Source organism: Bradyrhizobium sp. LeoA1Lang, from assembly GCF_055413685.1.
In genome coordinates, this window is record NZ_JBVAPG010000058.1 from 1 (window position 1) to 19,937 (window position 19,937).

Consider the following 19,937-nt stretch of genomic DNA (forward strand, 5'->3'; position numbering starts at 1 on the left):
AAGCTCATCCACGGTTGTGGCCGGAGGGGGTAACGGGCGACTTCGCCACGCGTCTTGGCCGGTGGCCACCGGCCAAGACGCTAAATCGCTTCCATCGCACAAATCATGCCCGTGCAGATACAAGGGGAGACAGCGGTCGTGCGGCCAAGCTACCTACCCGCCTTTGACTGCACCCGCCGTGAGCCCGGCGACGATCTGGCGCTGGGCGAACACCGTGAGCAGCAGCACCGGGAAGGTCACGAGCAACGCCGCCGCAGCCAGCGGCCCCCAGCTCAACTGGTCGAACGAGATCATGTTGTAGACGGCGACAGGTAACGTCCGCGTCTCGCGTCCCGCCAGCACGATGCCGAACACGAAATTGTTCCAGGAGAAGATCACCGCGAGGATGAAGGCGACCGCAAGTCCCGGGCGCGCGATCGGCAGCGCGACGTGACGGAACACCTGCCACCGCGTGGCGCCATCGATCCGTGCGGCTTCCTCCAATTCCAGCGGCGTGGTCTCGAAATAGCCGATCATGATCCAGATCACGATCGGCACGGTGACCACGAGATGGATGATGATCTGCGGCACCAGCGTGCCGAGCAGCCCCAGCCATTGGAACAGCAGGAACAGCGGAATCAGATACGACAACCCCGGCGTGATTCGCGCGATCAGGATCACGATCGCGGATTTATGCGCCGCCATCCGCGCGATGCCGTAGCCGGCCGGCACGCCGACCAGCATCGCGAGCAATGTCGCGCTGCCGGTCACGACCAGGCTGTTGACGAAATAAGTCAGAAAGCGGTTGGAGGCGAGCACGTCGGCATAGTTCTTCCAGGCAAACTGCTCGGGGATGAACACGGGCGGATAGGCGGCGTTGTCGATCTCGTACTTCAGCGACAGCGAGATCATCCAGAGGAAGAACAGGATCGCCGGCGACACGATGACGAACACCGAGAACCAGAGGCCGATCCGGCCCAGCAGTTGACGCGGGCTCATGCGCCGCCTCCGATCTCGGTCCACAGCATCCGCTTGCGCAAGTAGAGCAGCACCGCGGCGAGCAGGACGATCAGCAGGAAGAATACCACCGCAATCGCCGAGCCATAGCCGAGGTCGTAATAGACGAAGGCGACGCTGTAGAGGTAGAGGTTGATGGTCTCCGACGCCGAGCCGGGGCCGCCTTGCGTGATCGCGAAGATGATGTCGAAACTCTTCACCGCATCGATCATGCGGATCATGCCGGCGATGAACAGGAACGGCATGATCAACGGCAGCGTGATGTAGCGGAACATCTGCCAGAAGCCGGCGCCGTCGATCTCCGCGCTCTCGTAAGGTTCGGTCGGAATCGCGGTGAGGCCGCCCAGCACGATCAGCATCACCAGTGGCGTCCATTGCCAGGTCTCGACCAGCACCAGCGATGGAATGACGGTCGCGGGATTGAACACCCAGAGCTGCGGCGGCAGGCCGACCAGCGACAAGAGGTAGTTGAGCACGCCGAGCTGCGGGTGGAACATCATGGTCCAGACCAGCGCGATCGCCACGGGCGTGGCCATCATCGGCATGATGAAGACGCCGCGCAAAAAGCCGCGCCCGGCAAAGCGCTGGTGGAACACGACGGCCGCGAGCGTGCCGAAGATCAGCGGCAATATCACCGATAGCGCGGTGTAGACGATGGTGTGTCCGACCGCCTCGACGAAACGCGGATCGTTCGGCAATCGCAGATAGTTGGCAAAGCCGACGAAGGTCGTGGGCGAACCGACTTTCCACTCGTTGAAGCTCATCCAGATCGTGAACAGCCAGGGGAACACAATCACGGCCAGCACGACGATCAGCGCCGGCAGCACGAAAGGCCAGTAGGTGGGGCGATGCCATTGCTGCTCCGGCGCGGCCGAGGTTTCCGCCGCGGCCGGGCTAGTTTCCGTTATCGTGCTCACGCTTTTTCGCTGCGTTCCAGGATGGGCCGGAATTGCTCGTGTGCTTTCTTCAGTTCGGTCGCGGGATCGGCGCCCGAGAGCGTTGCGGTCAGCGCGGCGCCGACGATGTCGCGGAATTCGGCGACAGGGATGATGACGGGCAGTCCGAGCTTGCTGATCTTGGCGGAGTCGACGACGGACTTCAGCCATTCCTGCGTCTTCACGCCCTTGGCGACTTCCGGGTCGTTCACGATCGAATTGCGGAACGGCACGCCGCCGCCGGCCTGCAGCAATCGTGCGGCTTGCGTCCTGGAAACGACCCATTGGCAGAGGAGGTAAGCGGCTTCCTTGTTCTTGCTTGCCGCGGCGATGCCGATGCCGTCGCCATAGGTCGAGGAAAACGCGCCCTTCGGTCCGGCCGGCACGAGGGTGTAGCCGACCTTGCCGACGACGCGCGAGGCGGTTGGATCTTCCAGCGGCGGCGCCCAGCCGTCGGCGTCGATCCACATCGCCGATCTGCCTTGCGTGAATGATGCCATCGACTCCATCCAGTTGAAGCCGGCGACGCCGGGCGGCGCCGATTTGGTCAACAGCCGCTGGTACAGCTTGGTCGCTTCGATCGCCTCGGGGCCGTCGGTCAGGATGTTGCCCTTGCTGTCGAGGAATTCGCCGCCATAGTTCAGGTAGAAGTTGGTCCACATCGCCATGTTGGCGTTGCGCAGGCCGCGCCCGACAAAACCAAAAGTGCCTTCCTTGGGGTCGGTGAGCTTCTCGGCGGCGACCACCATCTCGTCCAGCGTCTTCGGCACCTCGACGCCTTTCTTCTGGAATAGCTCCTTGTTGTAATAGAGGATGAAGTAGTCGACCGACCACGGCAGCGACAGCATCTGGCCCTTGTCGTTCTTGGCGTATTGCTGTCCGGCGGCGGAGAAGTCGCTCTCGACCAGGTCAGGCGGCGTGAAATTCGGGTCCTTCAGGTAGCCGGAGATATCGGCGAGCCAGCCGCCCTTCTCGAACTGCCGCTTCTGCACATGATAGCTCAGATGGACGACGTCGAAGCTCGGCTTGCCCGAGGCGAGCTCGATGACGCATTTCTGGCGCTGCTGCTGCTCTGGGATCTGCTCGGACTCGACCTGGATGCCGGTGAGCGCGGTGAATTCCTTGATGTATTTTTGCAGATTGTCGCCGCGCGGTCCCTTGGCGAGGATCACCTCGAGCTTGGTGCCGTTATATTTCTTCCAGTCGATGTCGGCGCGCGCCGGAAATCCGGTGAGGCCGAGCGCGCCGGCCGCAGCCGTGCCGGCCAAAAGCTGCCGGCGCGAGATCTGGTGATCCGTCATGTATCTCTCCCTGGTCGTTTTTTGTTTGGGAGAGATACTAGAGCATGATCCGGAAAAGTGGAAACCGGTTTTCCGAAAGATCATGCTTAAAAAAATGAGATCGTGATCCGATGATCACGATCTGTCTGCGCGGGCTCTGCCTAGCCCTAATGTGCGCGACAATACACTACAATTGTCGCGCGAGCTGGTGGTGAGTTATGCCTTGACGAAGGCAAGCAGCGTCCCGTTGCTTGCTGCCGGCGGTACGCAGATCGCGCCCGCACTGTGCACGCCGATCGAGCCCAGCGCCTTTTCCGCGGCGGCAAGATCGGCCGCGATCACAAGGCCCGCGCCGCCGCGCTCGGGCAGGGCGGCGAGCGAAACGCCGGGATAGCGCTTGCCGAGTTGATCCGTGGTTGCGAACAGGAAGTCGGCGCGGTCAGAGCCCGAGGGGACAGTGACGGCGCCGTCGGCTTCGTTCCTCACTGCGACATCAATCATTTTGGACAGATGCGCAGCATCCTTGGCGGGCTCGGGTGTCACGATCAGCACCTGCCTCAGGCGCCTTGCACCATTGGCATGCGTCATTAATTCGGGAATCCACACCGTCTCGCGGGTCTTGTGTTGGCAGGCGAAGATGCGCACGCCGCCCGGCGCCTCCTCGGTCGGCCATTGGAAGGTGCGGAATTTGGCTGCTGAGACCGTGCCATCAGGCATCGTCACCGGCCGCTCGAAATCGGTCGGGCCGATCGGCGTGTAACCACGCGCGCGAATCTCCTCGGCGCCTTCAGCCGAATCGACCGCGGTGAATGCAATGCGCTCGATGCCTTCGCCGCGCTTCTCCAGGAATGCCCGCGCCGGCGCGTTGTGCTCGGTCGGGGTGAGCACGCCGAGCAGTTCGACGTAGTCGGGGTCGAGCATGATGGTGTAATTGCCGGACCCCATATGCGCGCTATGGGTGCCGCGCGGCGAAACGGTGAAGCCGAGATGCTTCCAGTTGTCGGCAGCCCGGTCGAGATCCTTCACCATGATCACGGCGTGATCGATTCCGATGACGTTCTTGAGTGACACTCTGTTGTTTCCCCGGCATGGATAGGTGGCGTACTACACTAAACAGATCGATCCGGCGGCCGCAAGCCGACGTTCCCATGGATGCGGCGCCGCCGAGGAATGATCGTGAAGAGATTGATGATGGAAAGACTAGATGTCCACTGGCCCGATTCCCTATGGGCAGCGGTGACGCCCGCTGGACCTGATCTGCCCGAATTGACCGGCACCCGGCAGGCCGACGTGGTCGTGATCGGCAGCGGTTTCACGGGGCTCTCGACCGCGCTGCATCTGCGCGAGGCCGGCGTCGACGTGGCGATTGTCGAGGCGATGGAGCCGGGCTGGGGCGCCTCGGGGCGCAACAACGGCCAGGTGATCCCGACCTTGTCGAGGCCCGATCCGGAGGACATCGTCGCCAAGCATCGCGCAGCCGGCGAGCGCTTCGTCAGCCTCTTGCGCGACAGCGCTTCAACGCTGTTCGACGTCGCCGGGCGATACAATATCCAGGCCGAGCAGGAGCAGGCCGGTTGGGTGCAGCCAGTGCATTCGCCCGGCCGCATCAAGATCGCGGAGCGGCGGGTGCGGCAGTGGTCGAAATTCCGCGCGCCCGTCGAGTTGCTCACGCGCGATCAGGTCCGCGACATGCTGGGCTCGGATGCGTGGTACGGCGGTTTCTGGAACAGGAGTGGTGGCCACATCAATCCGCTGGCGCTGGCGCGGGAGCTCACACGCGCTGTTCTCGATCTCGGCGGTCGTATCTATGCGCGCTCGCCGGTGGAGGGTTTCGAACGCCGGAATAACCGCTGGGTGCTGAAGACCGCCAAGGGCGAGATCTCGGGCCGCGCGCTGGTGGTTGCGACCAATGCCTATAGCGGGGAGATCGTGAAATCACTGGTCCCGGAGATCGCGACCGAGGTGATGCCGGTGCTGTCCTGGCAGATGGCGACGCAGCCATTGTCGGACAATGTCCGCAAGTCCATCATCCCGGGCCGGCAGGCGATGTCCGATACCCATGGCGAGCTTTATTTCGCGCGCTACGACGCGCGCAACCGGCTCGTCACCGGTGGCGCCGTGATCGGCCCGGGCGACAAGGCCGCGCGGTTGAAGGCGAGGGTGACCGAGCGGCTGCAGCGTCTGTGGCCGCAGATCGGCGAAGTCTCCTTCGATCATGTCTGGAACGGCTATGTCGGCATGACCACCGATTTCCTGCCGCGCTTCCATCAGCTCGGCCCAGACGCCTATGGCTGGACCGGCTGCAACGGCCGCGCGGTGGCGCTGACGATCGCGATCGGCGCCGAGTTTGCAAAGGCGGTGCGCGGGGTGCCGGTGAAGGAATTGGCGCTGCCATTCACCGAACCGCAGCCGATTGCTGCGCATGGACTGCTGCGAAAGCTCGCGCCGTTGATGCTGCTGGTCTACCGCCGTAGGGATGCCCGCGAGATCTAGAGCATGAAGCGCTGGGGCAATTGGAGATCAGTTCAGTAAGAGCATTCGCCAAGATACCAAGCCGTGCCGAGAGCGGTATCCGTTAAGAGCGCATTCCTGACTTAACTCGGATGTGGTTCAATGTCCCGCAGGGTTCACTCGAAGACACAAGCAGCTCGCCGCAAGCTGTTCCAAACCTCGGCCTAACAGACCGCAATCGCCCGGCTTGACGTGCGACTGGCTGCCCCGGGTTCCGGGCCGGAAAATCAGAGTTTGGAGTCAGCGCCTGAGCATCTCGAAAGCTGAAGAAATACCGGAACGGTTCTAGAGTCACCGCGTTTGGTTGCGAAGGATTCCACCTCTATTCAGCGAGCCAGTTGCACAGGAATCCCGACTACAATCATTCAACTACAATCAATAACGAGGAGGCAACAAAGATGGCAAATCCACGCCAAGAGGATAAGTCTACTCAAGCCGCCGAAGATGCAGTTCGGCGCGTAAGCGAGAGAACTGCTGAGCAGACCAGACGGATCGGAGAAACCACGGCTGAGACCAGTCAAGAGATGGCTCGGGCCAGCGCCGATCTGCTGCGGCAAAATGCCGAGGCGGTACAGAGCGCCCTGCGGTTCGGCCTGGACATGACGACGGCGCTCATGGGTCGCTCTACCGATCAACTTGGTGGTGTACTAGGACTATCGGAGGAAGCGCAACGTGCAGCCGAAAGGTCGGCTCACAGCGCCGCCAGCGTCCTTCAGTCCACCACCGCAATTGCCAGAGGGATGAGTGGCATGTCGCAAGAGTACCTCGCGTTCGTCCGGCACCAAATGGAGTGCAGTATGAACCGCATGAACGAATTGTGGCGCTGCCGAACTCCTCAGGATGTTGTCGCGGTCCAAACTGACTTCATGCGAGAAACCGTGGAGAATGCTGTGGGATGCGGCCGGCGGATGGCCGACATGTCGCTCAAGGCCGCGGACGATACCGCAAAGCGCATGGCTCAGACTATCGAACGGCGCGCCGCCTAGAGCATACTCGCTGTTTCGTGCTCGCGCGCGAACTCGCCGCCGGGAATCGAATCCAGCAGCGCCTTTGTGTAGGGATGCTTCGGGCTGCCGAACACTTCGGCGGCCAATCCCTGTTCGACGACCGCGCCGTCCTTCATGACGGCGACGAGATCGCAGATCTGCGCGGCGACGCGCAGATCGTGAGTGATGAAGATGATGGAGAGGCCGAGCTGCTGGCGCAGATCGGCCAGCAGCCTCAGCACCTGCGCCTGCACGGAGACGTCGAGCGCGGAGACCGGCTCGTCCGCGACCAGCACGTCGGGCTTCAGCGCCAGTGCCCGCGCCAGCCCGATGCGCTGGCGTTGGCCGCCGGAGAATTCGTGCGGGTAGCGGTCGCCGGCGGATGGATCAAGCCCGACAAGCTCGAACAGTTTCCTGGCTTCGGCAACCGCCGTCGCGCGCGGCGTGCCATGGACGATGGGGCCTTGCGCCACCAGCTCGGCGGCCTTGCGGCGCGGATTGAGCGAGGCAAACGGATCCTGGAACACCATCTGGATATGCCGGGTCTGGCGGCGGACTTCCTCGCGCGACAGTTTTGCCCAGTCCTTGCCATTGAGCACGATCGATCCGGAGTCGGGATCGATCAGGCGTACGATGCAGCGCGCCAAGGTCGACTTGCCCGAGCCGGATTCGCCGACGATGCCAAGCGTTGCGCCCTTGGGCAGATCGAGAGAGGTCTCCTTGACCGCGGCCGTGACGCGCGCGCCACGTCCGAGGAAGCCGCCGGTGCGATAGGTCTTTGAGACGTTGGCAATCGTCAGGATGTTCTCGCTCGACAGCAGCCGTGGCGGCGGTGCTTTCAGCGGCGGTACGGCGGCGATGAGCTGCCTGGTGTAGGGGTGCGCCGGGTGGCTCAGCACCTGGTGAGCCGTGCCTTGCTCGACGATCCTGCCATGCTGCATCACCACGACGCGATCGGCGATCTCGGCGACGACGCCGAAATCGTGGGTGATGAACAGCACCGCCGTCTTCTTGCGCTGCTGCAGGTCGCGGATCAGCTTCAATATCTGCGCCTGCGTGGTGACGTCGAGTGCGGTGGTCGGCTCGTCCGCGATCAGGAGTTTTGGATCGAGCGCGAGCGCCATCGCGATCATGGCGCGTTGGCGCTGGCCGCCGGAGAGCTCATGCGGATAGGCCTTTGCGGCCAGTTTGGGATCGGGAATGCGGACGTCGCCGAGCAGCGCCAGCACGCGCGCGTTGATCTCCGCTTTCGATAGTTCCGTGTGGATCGAGAACATCTCGCCGATCTGGTCGCCGATGGTGCGCAGCGGATTGAGCGCGGTCATCGGCTCCTGGAAGATCATGGCGATGCCCGCGCCGCGCACCTCGCGCATCTCGGCCGTATCCGCGGCGCAGAGATCGCGGCTCTCGAACAGCATCCGGCCATTCTCGATTTTAACCTCGTTCGGCAACAGCCGCATGATGGCGTTCGCCATCATCGACTTGCCGGAACCGGATTCGCCGACCACGCAGAGGATCTCGTTCGAGGCGATCGAAAGCGAAACATTCGACAGCGCATGGGGCCGGTCGGCGCCGTCAGGCAGGCGCACGCTCAACGTCTCGAGCGAAAGGATGGTCTCGCTCATCGGCTCTTCAGCCTCGGATTGAGTGCGTCGTTGAGCCCCTGGCCGACCAGCGATACCGCGAGCACGGTGATGAGAATGGCGATGCCGGGGATCGCCGAGACGTACCACTGCACGCGCAATACGTCGCGGCCGAGCCCGATCAAATTGCCCCAGGAGGCGACGTTGGGATCGGACAGCCTAAGGAAGGCGAGCGCGCTCTCCAAGAGGATCGCGACCGCCATCACGACGCTGGCATAGACGATGACCGGCGGCAGGGCATTGGGCAGGATCTCGCCGAGCATGATCTTGATGTCGCGCATCCCCAGCGTCTTGCCGGCCTGGACGAATTCGCGGTTGCGCAAGGAGAGGAACTCGGCGCGGGTCAATCGCGCTGGCGCCGGCCAGGATACGACGCCGACCGCGATGGTAACGGTCGTCAGTGTCGAGCCGAACACCGCGACCAGCACCAGCAGCAGCACGAAATTCGGCAGGGTCTGGAATGCCTCCGTGATCCGCATCAGGACATTGTCGACCCAGCCGCCATAGTAGCCGGCAAAGGCGCCGACCAGGATCCCGATCAGGATCGCGATCGCGGTCGCGACGCCGCCGATCAGAAGCGATATCCGCGCGCCGTAGAAGATCTGCGCGGCGATGTCGCGCCCGGAATTGTCGGTGCCGAGCAGGAAACGCGGATTGGAGAACGGCCAGATCAGCGGACGTCCCGCGAGCGACAGCGGATCGCGTGGATAGAGGAATCCGGCGCTGATCGCCATCGCGATCACGACGAGCAGCAGGATCAGGCCGATCACCGCGGCGGGGCTGCGGAAATAGCGTTTCAGCGCATCCATGTCAGCTATCCGCCGCGATCCGCGGATCGAGCCGCGCATAGAGGAGGTCGGTCACGAAGTTGACCACGATCACGAGCAGGGCCGAGACGAAGACGATGCCGAGCAACGTGTTGAGGTCGCGCTGCACCACGGACTCGTAAGCCAACCGCCCAAGCCCAGGCAGCGAGAACACGCTTTCGACCACCACTGAGCCGCCGAGCATGGTTCCGGCCTGTAGCCCGATCAGCGTCACCATCGGCAGCAGCGCGTTGCGCAGCACGTGCCGCGTTACGACATGGGTCTCGTCCAGGCCCTTGGCGCGGGCGGTGCGGACGAAATCGAGGTTCAGCACCTCCAGCATCGAGGCGCGCATGATGCGGAGGTAAATGGCAAGGAAGATCAGCCCGAGCGTCAAGGTCGGCAGCACGAGGTGTCTTGCGATATCGAGCACGCGCCAGATGCCGCTCTGGATGGTGCCGATATCCTCGAAACCGCCCGACGGCAGCCATTGCAGGTAGACCGAGAACACCACGATCGCCATCAGGCCAAACCAGAACGACGGCGTCGCATAGAAGATCAATCCGAGCGTCGAGATCAGCGTATCCGGCCAGCGGTTGACGCCGCGCGCGGCGATCACGCCGAACACGAGGCCGAAGAAGAACGCAAACGACAGCGACGCCGTCATCAGCAGGATCGTCGGCGGCAGCCGCTCCAGGATTACGGAGGCGACCGGCTTGCTGTAGATCGAGGAGAAGCCGAGGTCGAGCCGCACCAGCCGCCAGAGATAGTTCGCAAGCTGCATCGGGACCGACAGGTCGAGCCCGTAGAACTGTCGCAGCTCGCGCGCGGTCGCGGCGTCACCGCCGCCCATTTGCGCCATCAGCGCGTCCACGGTGTCGCCGGGCGCCATCTGCAGCAGCAGGAAGACGCCAATCAGGATCAGGATAAGTGTCGGGATCGAGGCGGCGAGCCGCCGCCCCGCAAGGCTCAAGATGCGCATGCTCTCATTTTGACGGATATGGTGCTAGAGCGCGATGACTTTGTCATCCCGCTCTATCTTTCTCTTGTTTGAGCATGATTTCTTCGGAAAACCGGTTCCCACTTTTCCGGATCATGCTCTACGCGGAAAGCCAAAGATCGTGCCAGCTCGTCGAGCCCCAGCGGGGCGTATTGGAGTGGTTGCGAGCTTTCGCCGTGATGACGGTGACGAAGATCTGCTCGATCGGCATCCAGACCGGCAGTTCCGTGTTCACCTCCTTGACGAACTCGGCATAGAGCGCCTTGCGCTTGACCGGATCGACCTCGGTGGCCGCATCGTCGATGGTCTTGTCGACCGTCTTGTCTTCCCAGCCCCACTGGTTGGTCCAGGGCGCGCCCTTGGGCTGGCCGGAACGATACCAGACCGTGGTCGAGACCGCGGGATCGTTGCGGTACTGGTGCCAGCCGGTGGCGAGGTCGAAGGCGTGCTCGTCGTAGACCTGCTTCAGGAACCCGCCGCCATCATTGCGCACGATCTCCACGGGAATGCCGACCTCCTGCAGCGACTGCTGGACGAAGGTCGACCACAGCGAGATGTCCTCACCCCAGGGCGCGGGCAGCAGCCGGAGGGAGAAGCGCGTGCCGCCGCTGCCCGGCTTGTAGCCGGCTTCATTGAGCAGCGCGACCGCCTTGGCCTTGTCGTAGGGATATTGCGGCGTGTCCGCGCCCGGATAGAAGTCGGTCGAGGTCGAGGGGATCGGGCCGGTGCCGAGCTTGGCGAAGTCACCGAGGAAGTTCTCGATGAAGAACGGCACGTTGATCGCGTGCGCGATGGCGCGGCGGACGCGGATGTCGGAAAGCTCCTTGCGGCGGAAGTTGAACTCGATCGTATTGGTGCGCGCGTTGCCTTCGTTGCCCTTGGTGGAGACGATGAAGCGCTTGTCCTTGCCGAGCCGCGCCATGTCCGAGATCGTGAGTCCGGAGAACGGGCTGTAGTGCAGCTCGCCGGCTTCCATCTGTGCCGCGGCGGCGGCGCGGTCGGTGATCACCTTCCAGACGATGCGGTCGAGATAGGGCGCATTCGGCCGCCAGTAGTCCGGGTTGCGGTCGGCGATGATGTATTGCCCGCGCTCATATTTGACGAACTTGAACGGGCCGGTGCCGACCGGCGCCAGGTTGGTCGGATTCTGGCGGATGTCGCCATTCTCGTAGAGGTGCTTGGCGGAGACGTAGCCGAGATCGGGCAGGGCGCGCAGCAAGAGATTGAGCGGCATCGGCCGCTCGTAGCGGAAGATCGCGGTCTGCGGGTCCGGCGTGTCGACGGCGGTGAGGAACAGTTGCAGCGTCGAGCCGTAGTTCAGGATCTTCTTCCACATGTTCATCGCGGTGAACGCGACGTCGTCGGAGGTGAACGGCTTGCCGTCGTGCCAGGTGATGCCCTTGCGCAGTTTGAAGGTGACGGTCTTGCCGTCGGGGGTGGCTTCCCAGCTCTCGGCGAGCACGCCGACCGGCTTGCCGTCGGCGTCGAGGTCGACCAGGTTCTCCTGGATCTTGCCGCCGATGATGTAGACGCCGGTCGAGGCCTGCAGGCTGGGATTGAGCTGGCGCTGCTCGGCGCCGTAATGGACGTTGAACACGCCGCCCTTGCGCGGGGTCTCCTGCGCAAATGCCCGCATCGGGTTGATGACGTTGGCGGCGATGGCGGCCGACGTCAGAAGCGCGGTGCGGCGGTTGATCTCGAGGCGGGTGAAATCCATACAAGGTCTCCAGGAGTAGCGTCGGGCAGCGCACGGCATGGGGGCCGCAGGCCGTCTTTAGCCGATGTTATGCGGGGAGGGGAACCCCAGGTCATTTTCTTAATTGCCGCGCAATCTGAACGATCATTCTCCTGACCCCACACCGGGCGGGCGCTATCGGCCGCGGCTCAATGAGGCAGGCTTCGGCAGGGACCGCGAATCACTGAGTGCGAATCTGCAGCGGAAAAATAGGGGGCGGCGGGGTGTCGGATGGCCCGCTGAAAGGGCTGTTTGAGGCGACGGAGGGCCTCGACCAGCGAAAAAACCCGGGAAAAACGCAGGATTCCGGTGTATCAGCGGCGATATAGCTGTGAAGAATGCTGAAAACCCTGTTTTTTTAGCCAGTTTCCGCCATAACGTGCCGTTTCCAGAATCAATGGAGCAACCATGGCTACCCAATTGTCGAAGTCGCAACTGATCGAGAAGATCGCGACCACCACCGAACTCTCCAAGCGCGACGTCAAGAACGTGATGGATACCCTCACGGATGTCGGTCATAAGGAGCTGAAGAAGAACGGCGTGTTCCTCGTCCCCGGCTTCGCGAAGTTCGTGGTGATCAAGAAGCCCGCGACCAAGGCGCGCAAGGGCACCAACCCCTTCACCGGCGAAGAGACGGTGTTCAAGGCCAAGCCGGCCCGCAAGGTCGTCCGGGCTCGCCCGGTCAAGGCCGCCAAGGACGCGGTCTAAGGCAAAAGGCCTCCGGAAGCGGGGGCCTTTTTGCTATGAAGCGCGCCCGGTTCGCGTGAGGCCTGACCCTCTATCCTCCGCAACGCGGGGCGCGGCAATCAGCGCTCGTGGGAACAAGCCATCAAAGCGAAAGCCCCACGAGCAAGGCCATGCAGGCCAGGTGGCTGGCGACGATGAGCGCGAGATGAAGAGGACCGGGCACCGCACGTCTCCTCTATTGGCTCGGGACCGTCGACTCCCTCCCTCTGCAAGGGGAGGGCGGGGTGAGGGTCAGCCACGGGCGCTGGCGTTCGTGGAGAGAGAAACCCCACCCGGTTTGCGCTTGCAGCGCAAACCGACCTCCCCTTTTCAAGGGGAGGTGACACTCCCAGCTAGTTCAGACTCGATAGCTTGCGCGTAACAGAGCGAAGGCGAGTGGGTCTGCTCATGTCTATCCCTTTTTTAATTTCGCTAGCCCATTGCGTAGAGAACGCGTGGGCTTTCCATCGAGTCTATGAGCGAAGCTCTCGCAGTCAACGAAACGGAAATCTGTATTAGCGAGGCGCGCGACAAAGAATGTCTCGCCGCTTTCCTCCGCGGAGAAAGCGCAACGCGCGCCGTTGCAAGTCGGCTAAATACCCATGCGATTGGGGGGTAGCGCGCAGGCTGTCGACAATCGTGTCACGACGAAATCGTTTCATCGTCTGCCGCTGGGATCGTGGAGATAATCCCTTTCGCCCGCGCAACATTCGAAATTCCATTTCATTGACGATGACACGATCGCACCGCATCATTTGTGCGTTGCTTTGAGTGCGAATGGCGCCGGAGAAATCCGCCTTTTTACAGCAATAGCTCTGAACGAAATGCGTGCGCGCCGAGTGGCTCGCGCGAACGGCGGAGCCACGTCGAATGCAGGGGTGAAGATGTCGATTGAAGAGAAGAAGAATAGATTGGCGATGGATCGGCGGACGCTGTTGCGCGCCGGTGCGGCCGCAGCCTTTGCCGCGCCGATCGGGGCCTTTGGTGCGCAAGCGTTTTCCGCGCGTGGTGTGGTACCGGCGATCGACTTCTCCGAGTTTCCCATCTGCAAGACGGCATCCGATGTGCCGCCGCTGACCGGTGCGCCGCGCAAATTGAAGCTGTCATGGAATGCGGGCGCGGTGTGCCTGGCGCCGCTGCCGGTCGCGATCGACTACGGCTTCTTCCAGAAGCAGAACCTCGACATTGAGCTCGTCAATTACAGCGGCTCGACCGATCAGTTGCTGGAGGCGATCGCCACCGGCAAGAGCGATGCCGGGCTCGGCATGGCCTTGCGCTGGCTCAAGCCGCTGGAGCAGGGCTTTGACGTCAAGATCGCCGCCGGCACCCATGGCGGCTGCATGCGCGTGCTGACCCGCGTAGGCTCCGGCGTCGACAAGCTCGCCGACCTCAAGGGCAAGATCGTCGCTGTCGGCGATCTCGCCGGCCCCGACAAGAACTTCTTCTCGATCCAGCTTGCCAAGCAGGGCTTTGATCCGAACAAGGACGTCGACTGGCGCGCCTATCCCGGCAACCTCCTCAACGTCGCGGTCGAGAAGGGCGAAGTTCAGGCGTTCCTCGCCTCCGATCCGCTCGCCTATCTCTGGCTGAAGGACAGCCAGTACAAGGAAGTCGCCTCCAATCTCGACGGCGAATATCGCGACAAGACCTGCTGCATCGTCGGGCTGCGCGGCTCTCTCGTGCGCAACGAGCCGCATGTCGCGCGCGCGATCACGCAGGCGCTGCTCGACGCCGCCATGTTCACCTCGCAGAATCCGGAGAAGGCCGCGAAGTCGTTCCAGCCCTATGCGCCGAAGGCCGCTTCGCTCGCCGATCTCGAGGCGATGGTGCGCTATCACACCCATCACCATCACCCTGTTGGCGAAGTTCTGAAGCGCGAGCTGAAGGGTTACGCCGACGATCTGAAGACCGTCTCGGTGTTCAAGCAGAGCACCGATACGGCGAAATTCGCGGACCGGATCTATGTCGACGTATTCAGTGTCTGACGCATCGGCCACGGCCGGACAGGCAGCAGCAGGTGCCAGCCCGGCCTGGCTCGAAAGACTCCGCAGTGGCGGTTACGGCGCCGGCCTCGCCGCCGGCGTCGCGTGGCTGGCGTTCGGTGCGTCCTGCCTCTATTGGGAAGATCTTGGCGACTGGTCGCGGACGCATGGGCTCGCGATCGGCGCGTTCGTGATCGCAGCGCTTGCGGTGCTCGGTACGCTTGGCGCCGACTTCCTCGGCGGGGCCGGGGTTGCGCTGCGCCGCCGCGCGCCGTGGCTCGTGGCGCTCGGGATATTCTTCACGTTGTGGGAGATCGCGACTGCAAAATTCGGCTGGCTGCCGCTGCCGTTCTTCCCGCCGCCGCAGGCGATCCTGGAGGTCTATACCGACGACCTGCCAAAACTGCTCGACAGCGTCATTGCGTCCGTGAAGCTGCAACTTGGCGGCTATATCATCGGCGCGGCCATCGGCTTCCTGACCGGCGTGTCGATCGGCTGGTCGCAGAAGGTCGGCTACTGGGTGCATCCGGTGCTGCGGTTCATCGGCCCGTTGCCGGCCACAGCCTGGCTGCCGATCGCGTTCTTCACTTTCCCCTCGAGCTGGAGCGCGAGCACCTTCCTGATCGCGCTTGCCACCGGCTTCCCGGTGACGGTCCTGACCTGGTCCGGCGTTGCGAGCGTGCCGAACGCTTACTACGACGTCGCGCGGACGCTGGGTGCAAAGCCGTCCTTCCTGGTGCTGAAAGTGGCGATCCCCGCGGCGCTGCCGCATGTCTTCGTCGGCCTGTTCATGGGGCTCGGGGCATCGTTCGCCGTGCTGGTCGTCGCCGAGATGATCGGCGTCAAGGCCGGCCTTGGCTGGTATCTGCAGTGGGCGCAGGGCTGGGCGGCCTATGCCAACATGTATGCCGCGCTGATCGTGATGTCGCTGCTCTGCTCCGGCGCGATCACGCTGCTGTTCAAGACGCGAGACCGGCTGCTGGTCTGGCAGAAGGGCGTCGTCAAATGGTAGCGCCTGCCTTGGCTGAAGCCGTCACCACTCCCGCGGTCGGCGCTGCGCTCGATATCGAGCACGTCAATCATGCCTTCGATATCGATGGCGCGGTGCTGCCGGTGCTGGATGACGTCACCCTTGCGATCGAGCCCGGCGAGTTCGTTGCGCTGCTCGGCCCGTCCGGCTGCGGCAAGTCCACGCTGCTCCGGCTGGTCGCGGGACTGGAGAAGCCGCGCAGCGGCGTGCTGCGCGAGGACGACATCCGCATCGCAGGACCGCACCCGTCGCGCGTCGTCGTGTTCCAGGATCCGACGCTGTTTCCCTGGCGCTCGGTCTGGGACAATGTCGCGCTTGGGCTGGAGGCGCAGGGCATCCTGAAGAGCCAGCGCCAGCGGGTCGACGCGGCGATCGATCTCGTCGGCCTCTCCGCTTTCAGGAAAGCCTATCCGCACCAGCTTTCCGGCGGCATGGCGCAGCGCGTCGCGCTCGCGCGTGCGCTGGTCAACGATCCGAAAGTGCTCATTCTCGATGAGCCGCTCGGCAAACTGGATTCGCTGACGCGGATCACCATGCAGGCCGAGATCGTCTCGCTCTGGCAGCGCAAGGGTTTTACCACGCTGCTCGTCACGCATGATGCGGAGGAGGCGCTGTTCCTCGCCAACCGCGTCATCGTCCTCAGCGACCGCCCGGCGCGCGTCAAGGCCGACATCAGGGTGGATCGGCCGTATCCGCGTCATCGCGGCGATCCCTATCTCGCCGATCTGCGCCGGCAGATTCTCAGCCTGCTTGGGCTCGACGCGACATGGTGACGACGGCGGCGAAAGAGCGGCTGCCGTCGGAAACGCCGGACCATGTTGCGCGCGCCTCGCAGCTTGCCGAGGGCATCGCCGAGCGGGCGGCGGCGCACGACCGCGATGCCAGCTTTCCGTTCGAGAATTTCGCGGACCTCGCGAAAGCGGGTCTGCTCGCGCTGACCGTCCCGGCCGCGCTCGGCGGGGCAGGGGCGGGTGCGCGCGACGCTGCGCGCATCCTTACCATCATAGGCAAGGCCGATCCGTCGACCGCGCTGGTGCTGTCGATGCATTACATCAACCATCTGGTGATGGCGCGCAGCCCGCGCTGGCCCACACGTCTGTCGCGCAAGCTTGCCAAGGAGACGGTCGAAGGCGTCGCGTTGATCAACGCGCTGCGTGTCGAACCCGAACTGGGATCGCCTGCGCGAGGTGGGTTGCCGGCGACGATTGCGCGCCGCACCGAGACCGGCTGGCGGCTGAGCGGCCGCAAGATCTATTCGACCGGCGCGCCGATCCTGAAATGGTATCTGGTGTGGGCCAAAACCGACGAGCCGGAAACGCGCGTCGGCCAGTTCCTGGTGCCCGCGGGCTTGCCCGGAACGAGGATCGAAGAATCCTGGAACCACCTCGGCCTGCGCGCCAGCGGCAGTCACGACGTGATCTTCGAGGACGTCGTGTTCCCGCTCGATTACGAGGTTGACGTCCGCAAGCCGGAGGAGTGGACCGCGCCTGATGTCACGCAGGCGACTGTGCACGCCATCTTCGTGGCCGCGATCTATGACGGCGTCGCCCGCGCCGCGCGCGACTGGCTGATCAAGTTCCTGCGCGAGCGTGTTCCGGCCAATCTGGGCGCGCCGCTCGCGACATTGCCGCGGGCCCAGGAGATACTCGGCGCCATCGAGGCCCGGCTTGCCGTCAACGCGCGCCTGATCGACAGTTTTGCCGGCGAGTTCGATGCCGGCTTGCCGCTCAGTGCGACCGAGTCCAATATCGTCAAGCTGACGGTGACCAACAATGCCGTCGCCGTGGTGGAGGACGCGCTGTCACTTGCCAGCAATCACGGCCTGTCGCGACACAATCCGCTGGAGCGGCATTTTCGCGATGTGCTGTGCGGCCGCGTCCACACCCCGCAGGATGACTCCACCCGCATCGCCGCCGGACGCCTGGCGCTAGGCATCTGAACAACAGCCAACAAGATCGGAGCTTCCCCATGTCCGTCGAGTTCATCGGCTTCATCACCAACAACAATGCGTCGGAGACCATCGTCCGCTCCGGTCCTGTGCTCGATCCGCCCTATATCGAGACTGTGGCCAAGGCGCATGAGCTTGCCGGCTTCGACCGTGCGCTGCTCGCGTTTCACTCGACGACACCGGATGCGCTGCAGGTTGCCCAGCACGTGCTCGGCATCACCAGGAAGTTGAAAGTGATGATCGCGCAGCGGCCGGGCTTTACGGCGCCGACGCTGCTGGCGCGCCAGCTCGCCACGCTCGACCAGTTCTACCCCGACCGCGTCTCGCTGCACGTCATCACCGGCGGCAACGCCACCGAACTGCGCCAGGACGGCAATACGCTCGACGACAAGGACGAGCGCTACGCGCGCACCAGCGAATTCCTCGACATCGTCCGACTGGAATGGACCAGCGAGAAGCCGTTCGATTATCGCGGCAAGTACTACCAGGTCGAGCGGGGCTTTTCGCAGGTCAAGCCGCATCAGAAGGGTGGCATCTACACTTTCATCGGCGGCGGATCGGATGCCGCGATCGAGGTCGCGGGCAAGCACGCCGACACCTTCGCGCTGTGGGGCGAATCTTACGCGCAGGTGCGCGACGTCACCGCGCGCGTACGCACTGCTGCCGCCAGGCATGGCCGACCGGTGCCGCGCTTCAGCCTCTCGGTGCGGCCGATCCTCGCCGACACCGAGGAGAAGGCGTGGGCCAAGGCACAGGCGATCCTCGAGCGTGCCACCGAGTTGCAGGATCAGACCGGCTATCGCAAGCCGGCGGATGGTCATGCCACCGCGGGCGCGAAGCGGCTGCTTGCGCTTGCCGACCAGGGCACGCGCATCGACAAGCGGCTGTGGACCGAGATCGCCAAGCTGACCGGCGCCAACAGCAACACCACAGCGCTGGTCGGCACGCCTGAGCAGGTCGCCGAGGTGTTCGCCGATTATTACGACCTCGGCGTCAGCCACTTCCTGATCCGCGGCTTCGATCCGCTGATCGATGCGATCGACTATGGCCGCGAGCTGATTCCGCTGACGCGCAAGCTGATCGCTGAGCGCGATGCGACGCGTGGGATTGCCGCCGAATGATCCGGTTCGCTCTCGCTATTCTGCTCGCGCTCGGCGGCGCGAGCATCGCGTCCGCGCAAACCACGCTGCGCGTCGGCGATCAAAAGGGCAATTCGCAGGCGGTGATGGAAGCCGCCGGCGTGCTGAAGGACGTGCCCTACAAGATCGAGTGGAAGGAGTTCGCGGCAGCCGCGCCGCTGTTGGAAGCGCTCAGCGCCGGCGCGATCGATACCGGCCTTGTCGGCGATGCGCCCTTCACCTTTGCCGCCGCGGCAGGCGTGCCGGTGAAGGCGATCGCTGCCGTCCGGCAGTCGCGCGAAGGGCTCGCGATCCTGGTGCCCGAGAAATCCGCGATCAAGAGTTTTGACGATTTGCGCGGCAAGGAGATCGCGACCGGCCGCGGCTCGATCGGTCACCAGTTGATCCTAGCCGCGCTCGAATCCAGGGGCTGGCAGGCGAGCGACGTCCAGATCGTCTTCCTCGCGCCGTCGGACGCCAAGGTCGCCTACACGCAAGGATCGGTCGATGCCTGGTCGACCTGGGAGCCCTATGTCAGCCAGGAAGAGGTGCTGTTCAAGTCGCGCCGTGTAATCACCGCGGAGGGTATCACGCCCGGCCTCGGCTTTCAGGTCGCAACGCCAAACGCGATCAAGGACAAGCACGAGCAATTGCAGGATTTCGTCCGCCGTCTCGCCGCGGCACGGGCATGGTCGCAGAACAATGTGGCCGGCTATGCCGAGACCTGGGGCAAGCTGATGAACATCCCGACCTCGGTGCCGTTGAACTGGCTTTCGCGGGCCAAGATCCAGATCACGCCGATCGATGACAATGTCGTGAGCGATGAGCAGAAGACCATCGATCTCTATCACCGCTGGGGCTTGATCAAGCAGCAGCTCAACGCCGCTGAGATCGTCGACCGCTCGTTCGCGACGGCGATCGGCAAGGGCACGGGCTTGTGAGCCCGCGTCAGTGTTCGACCTCGACCGCTCGCCCCAACCGTCATTGCGAGCGAAGCGAAGCAATCCATGCCTCCACAAGCCGAGAAATGGATTGCTTAGCTGCGCTCGCAATGACGGGGAGAGAGCGGTGGCTCGCAATGACGCGTGGGCCGCACCTCCCAAAAGTGTGATCAGCGGAAATAATTCGCTTGGCGAGTTGAGAGCGTCGAAAAGGATTTTCCACGTTTCATCCTCGCAAGAATGTCAACGTTGCTATTTCTTCGGCTCCCTTGCCGGGGCGGTTCACCCGGCCAAAATGAT

Annotated in this window: 17 protein-coding genes; 9 read left to right on the forward strand and 8 right to left on the reverse strand. The window is 63.6% G+C overall.

Annotated elements, in window-relative coordinates; translation table 11 throughout:
- Window positions 1-153: 153 nt before the first annotated feature.
- From ACZYOF_RS20320 to ACZYOF_RS20335, 4 genes are all read right to left on the reverse strand, one after another.
- Window positions 154-978, reverse strand: a complete 825-nt coding sequence (locus ACZYOF_RS20320; RefSeq protein ID WP_463716892.1) for a carbohydrate ABC transporter permease — start codon at window positions 976-978, stop codon at window positions 154-156.
- Complete coding sequence (locus tag ACZYOF_RS20325) at window positions 975-1,913, reverse strand: carbohydrate ABC transporter permease (protein ID WP_463716893.1); 939 nt, start codon at window positions 1,911-1,913, stop codon at window positions 975-977. Before ACZYOF_RS20325 ends, ACZYOF_RS20320 begins: the two co-directional genes overlap by 4 nt.
- Window positions 1,910-3,232 carry an ABC transporter substrate-binding protein gene (locus tag ACZYOF_RS20330; RefSeq protein WP_463716894.1) on the reverse strand — a complete coding sequence of 441 codons (1,323 nt, stop codon included), beginning with the start codon at window positions 3,230-3,232 and terminating at the stop codon, window positions 1,910-1,912. The genes ACZYOF_RS20325 and ACZYOF_RS20330 overlap by 4 nt, the downstream gene beginning before the upstream one ends.
- A 195-nt stretch (window positions 3,233-3,427) precedes the next feature.
- Window positions 3,428-4,282 (reverse strand): VOC family protein, encoded by an 855-nt coding sequence (locus ACZYOF_RS20335; protein ID WP_463716895.1) that lies wholly within the window; start codon window positions 4,280-4,282, stop codon window positions 3,428-3,430.
- Between the two features lie 120 nt (window positions 4,283-4,402).
- On the opposite strand from ACZYOF_RS20335, the gene ACZYOF_RS20340 reads away from it, so the two are divergent.
- Together ACZYOF_RS20340 and ACZYOF_RS20345 are read left to right on the forward strand one after the other, a co-directional pair.
- Window positions 4,403-5,704 (forward strand): NAD(P)/FAD-dependent oxidoreductase, encoded by a 1,302-nt coding sequence (locus tag ACZYOF_RS20340; RefSeq protein ID WP_463716896.1) that lies wholly within the window; start codon window positions 4,403-4,405, stop codon window positions 5,702-5,704.
- A gap of 416 nt (window positions 5,705-6,120) precedes the next feature.
- Window positions 6,121-6,708 (forward strand): phasin family protein, encoded by a 588-nt coding sequence (locus ACZYOF_RS20345; RefSeq protein ID WP_463716897.1) that lies wholly within the window; start codon window positions 6,121-6,123, stop codon window positions 6,706-6,708.
- On the opposite strand, the gene ACZYOF_RS20350 is transcribed toward ACZYOF_RS20345, so the two are convergent.
- The 4 genes from ACZYOF_RS20350 to ACZYOF_RS20365 all read right to left on the reverse strand — a co-directional run bounded on the left by ACZYOF_RS20350 (window position 6,705) and on the right by ACZYOF_RS20365 (window position 11,874).
- Complete coding sequence (locus ACZYOF_RS20350; protein ID WP_463716898.1) at window positions 6,705-8,333, reverse strand: ABC transporter ATP-binding protein; 1,629 nt, start codon at window positions 8,331-8,333, stop codon at window positions 6,705-6,707. The genes ACZYOF_RS20345 and ACZYOF_RS20350 overlap by 4 nt on opposite strands.
- A complete protein-coding gene (locus ACZYOF_RS20355) occupies window positions 8,330-9,160 on the reverse strand; it encodes an ABC transporter permease (protein ID WP_282529842.1) in 831 nt (276 codons plus the stop codon). Before ACZYOF_RS20355 ends, ACZYOF_RS20350 begins: the two co-directional genes overlap by 4 nt.
- Before the next feature lies 1 nt (window position 9,161).
- A complete protein-coding gene (locus ACZYOF_RS20360) occupies window positions 9,162-10,139 on the reverse strand; it encodes an ABC transporter permease (protein ID WP_463716899.1) in 978 nt (325 codons plus the stop codon).
- Window positions 10,140-10,257: 118 nt separating this feature from the next.
- Complete coding sequence (locus ACZYOF_RS20365) at window positions 10,258-11,874, reverse strand: ABC transporter substrate-binding protein (RefSeq protein ID WP_463716900.1); 1,617 nt, start codon at window positions 11,872-11,874, stop codon at window positions 10,258-10,260.
- Between the two features lie 426 nt (window positions 11,875-12,300).
- On the opposite strand from ACZYOF_RS20365, the gene ACZYOF_RS20370 reads away from it, so the two are divergent.
- From ACZYOF_RS20370 to ACZYOF_RS20400, 7 genes are all read left to right on the forward strand, one after another.
- Window positions 12,301-12,600, forward strand: coding sequence for an HU family DNA-binding protein (locus ACZYOF_RS20370; RefSeq protein ID WP_027579467.1), 300 nt, complete (start codon window positions 12,301-12,303; stop codon window positions 12,598-12,600).
- A 902-nt stretch (window positions 12,601-13,502) separates the two neighbouring features.
- On the forward strand, window positions 13,503-14,603 hold the full coding sequence (locus tag ACZYOF_RS20375; RefSeq protein WP_463716901.1) for an ABC transporter substrate-binding protein: 1,101 nt from the start codon (window positions 13,503-13,505) through the stop codon (window positions 14,601-14,603).
- The gene (locus tag ACZYOF_RS20380) at window positions 14,581-15,612 is read left to right on the forward strand and encodes an ABC transporter permease (RefSeq protein ID WP_463716902.1); all 1,032 of its coding nucleotides are present in this window, start codon (window positions 14,581-14,583) and stop codon (window positions 15,610-15,612) included. Before ACZYOF_RS20375 ends, ACZYOF_RS20380 begins: the two co-directional genes overlap by 23 nt.
- Window positions 15,606-16,403, forward strand: coding sequence for an ABC transporter ATP-binding protein (locus ACZYOF_RS20385; protein ID WP_463716903.1), 798 nt, complete (start codon window positions 15,606-15,608; stop codon window positions 16,401-16,403). Before ACZYOF_RS20380 ends, ACZYOF_RS20385 begins: the two co-directional genes overlap by 7 nt.
- The gene (locus ACZYOF_RS20390) at window positions 16,397-17,569 is read left to right on the forward strand and encodes an acyl-CoA dehydrogenase family protein (RefSeq protein ID WP_463716904.1); all 1,173 of its coding nucleotides are present in this window, start codon (window positions 16,397-16,399) and stop codon (window positions 17,567-17,569) included. The genes ACZYOF_RS20385 and ACZYOF_RS20390 overlap by 7 nt, the downstream gene beginning before the upstream one ends.
- Before the next feature lie 29 nt (window positions 17,570-17,598).
- On the forward strand, window positions 17,599-18,699 hold the full coding sequence (locus ACZYOF_RS20395) for an LLM class flavin-dependent oxidoreductase (protein WP_463716905.1): 1,101 nt from the start codon (window positions 17,599-17,601) through the stop codon (window positions 18,697-18,699).
- Window positions 18,696-19,637, forward strand: coding sequence for an ABC transporter substrate-binding protein (locus ACZYOF_RS20400; RefSeq protein ID WP_463716906.1), 942 nt, complete (start codon window positions 18,696-18,698; stop codon window positions 19,635-19,637). The genes ACZYOF_RS20395 and ACZYOF_RS20400 overlap by 4 nt, the downstream gene beginning before the upstream one ends.
- Window positions 19,638-19,937 lie beyond the last annotated feature (300 nt).

Bases quoted from the DNA above. Each gene is read 5' to 3' on its own strand.
- ACZYOF_RS20370 (WP_027579467.1), top strand. From the start codon at position 12,301: ATGGCTACCCAATTGTCGAAGTCGCAACTGATCGAGAAGATCGCGACC.
- ACZYOF_RS20330 (WP_463716894.1), bottom strand. From the start codon at position 3,232: ATGACGGATCACCAGATCTCGCGCCGGCAGCTTTTGGCCGGCACGGCT.
- ACZYOF_RS20355 (WP_282529842.1), bottom strand. From the start codon at position 9,160: ATGGATGCGCTGAAACGCTATTTCCGCAGCCCCGCCGCGGTGATCGGC.
- ACZYOF_RS20395 (WP_463716905.1), top strand. From the start codon at position 17,599: ATGTCCGTCGAGTTCATCGGCTTCATCACCAACAACAATGCGTCGGAG.
- ACZYOF_RS20340 (WP_463716896.1), top strand. From the start codon at position 4,403: ATGGAAAGACTAGATGTCCACTGGCCCGATTCCCTATGGGCAGCGGTG.
- ACZYOF_RS20350 (WP_463716898.1), bottom strand. From the start codon at position 8,333: ATGAGCGAGACCATCCTTTCGCTCGAGACGTTGAGCGTGCGCCTGCCT.
- ACZYOF_RS20385 (WP_463716903.1), top strand. From the start codon at position 15,606: ATGGTAGCGCCTGCCTTGGCTGAAGCCGTCACCACTCCCGCGGTCGGC.
- ACZYOF_RS20400 (WP_463716906.1), top strand. From the start codon at position 18,696: ATGATCCGGTTCGCTCTCGCTATTCTGCTCGCGCTCGGCGGCGCGAGC.
- ACZYOF_RS20345 (WP_463716897.1), top strand. From the start codon at position 6,121: ATGGCAAATCCACGCCAAGAGGATAAGTCTACTCAAGCCGCCGAAGAT.
- ACZYOF_RS20320 (WP_463716892.1), bottom strand. From the start codon at position 978: ATGAGCCCGCGTCAACTGCTGGGCCGGATCGGCCTCTGGTTCTCGGTG.
- ACZYOF_RS20365 (WP_463716900.1), bottom strand. From the start codon at position 11,874: ATGGATTTCACCCGCCTCGAGATCAACCGCCGCACCGCGCTTCTGACG.
- ACZYOF_RS20375 (WP_463716901.1), top strand. From the start codon at position 13,503: ATGTCGATTGAAGAGAAGAAGAATAGATTGGCGATGGATCGGCGGACG.
- ACZYOF_RS20390 (WP_463716904.1), top strand. From the start codon at position 16,397: ATGGTGACGACGGCGGCGAAAGAGCGGCTGCCGTCGGAAACGCCGGAC.
- ACZYOF_RS20360 (WP_463716899.1), bottom strand. From the start codon at position 10,139: ATGCGCATCTTGAGCCTTGCGGGGCGGCGGCTCGCCGCCTCGATCCCG.
- ACZYOF_RS20380 (WP_463716902.1), top strand. From the start codon at position 14,581: ATGTCGACGTATTCAGTGTCTGACGCATCGGCCACGGCCGGACAGGCA.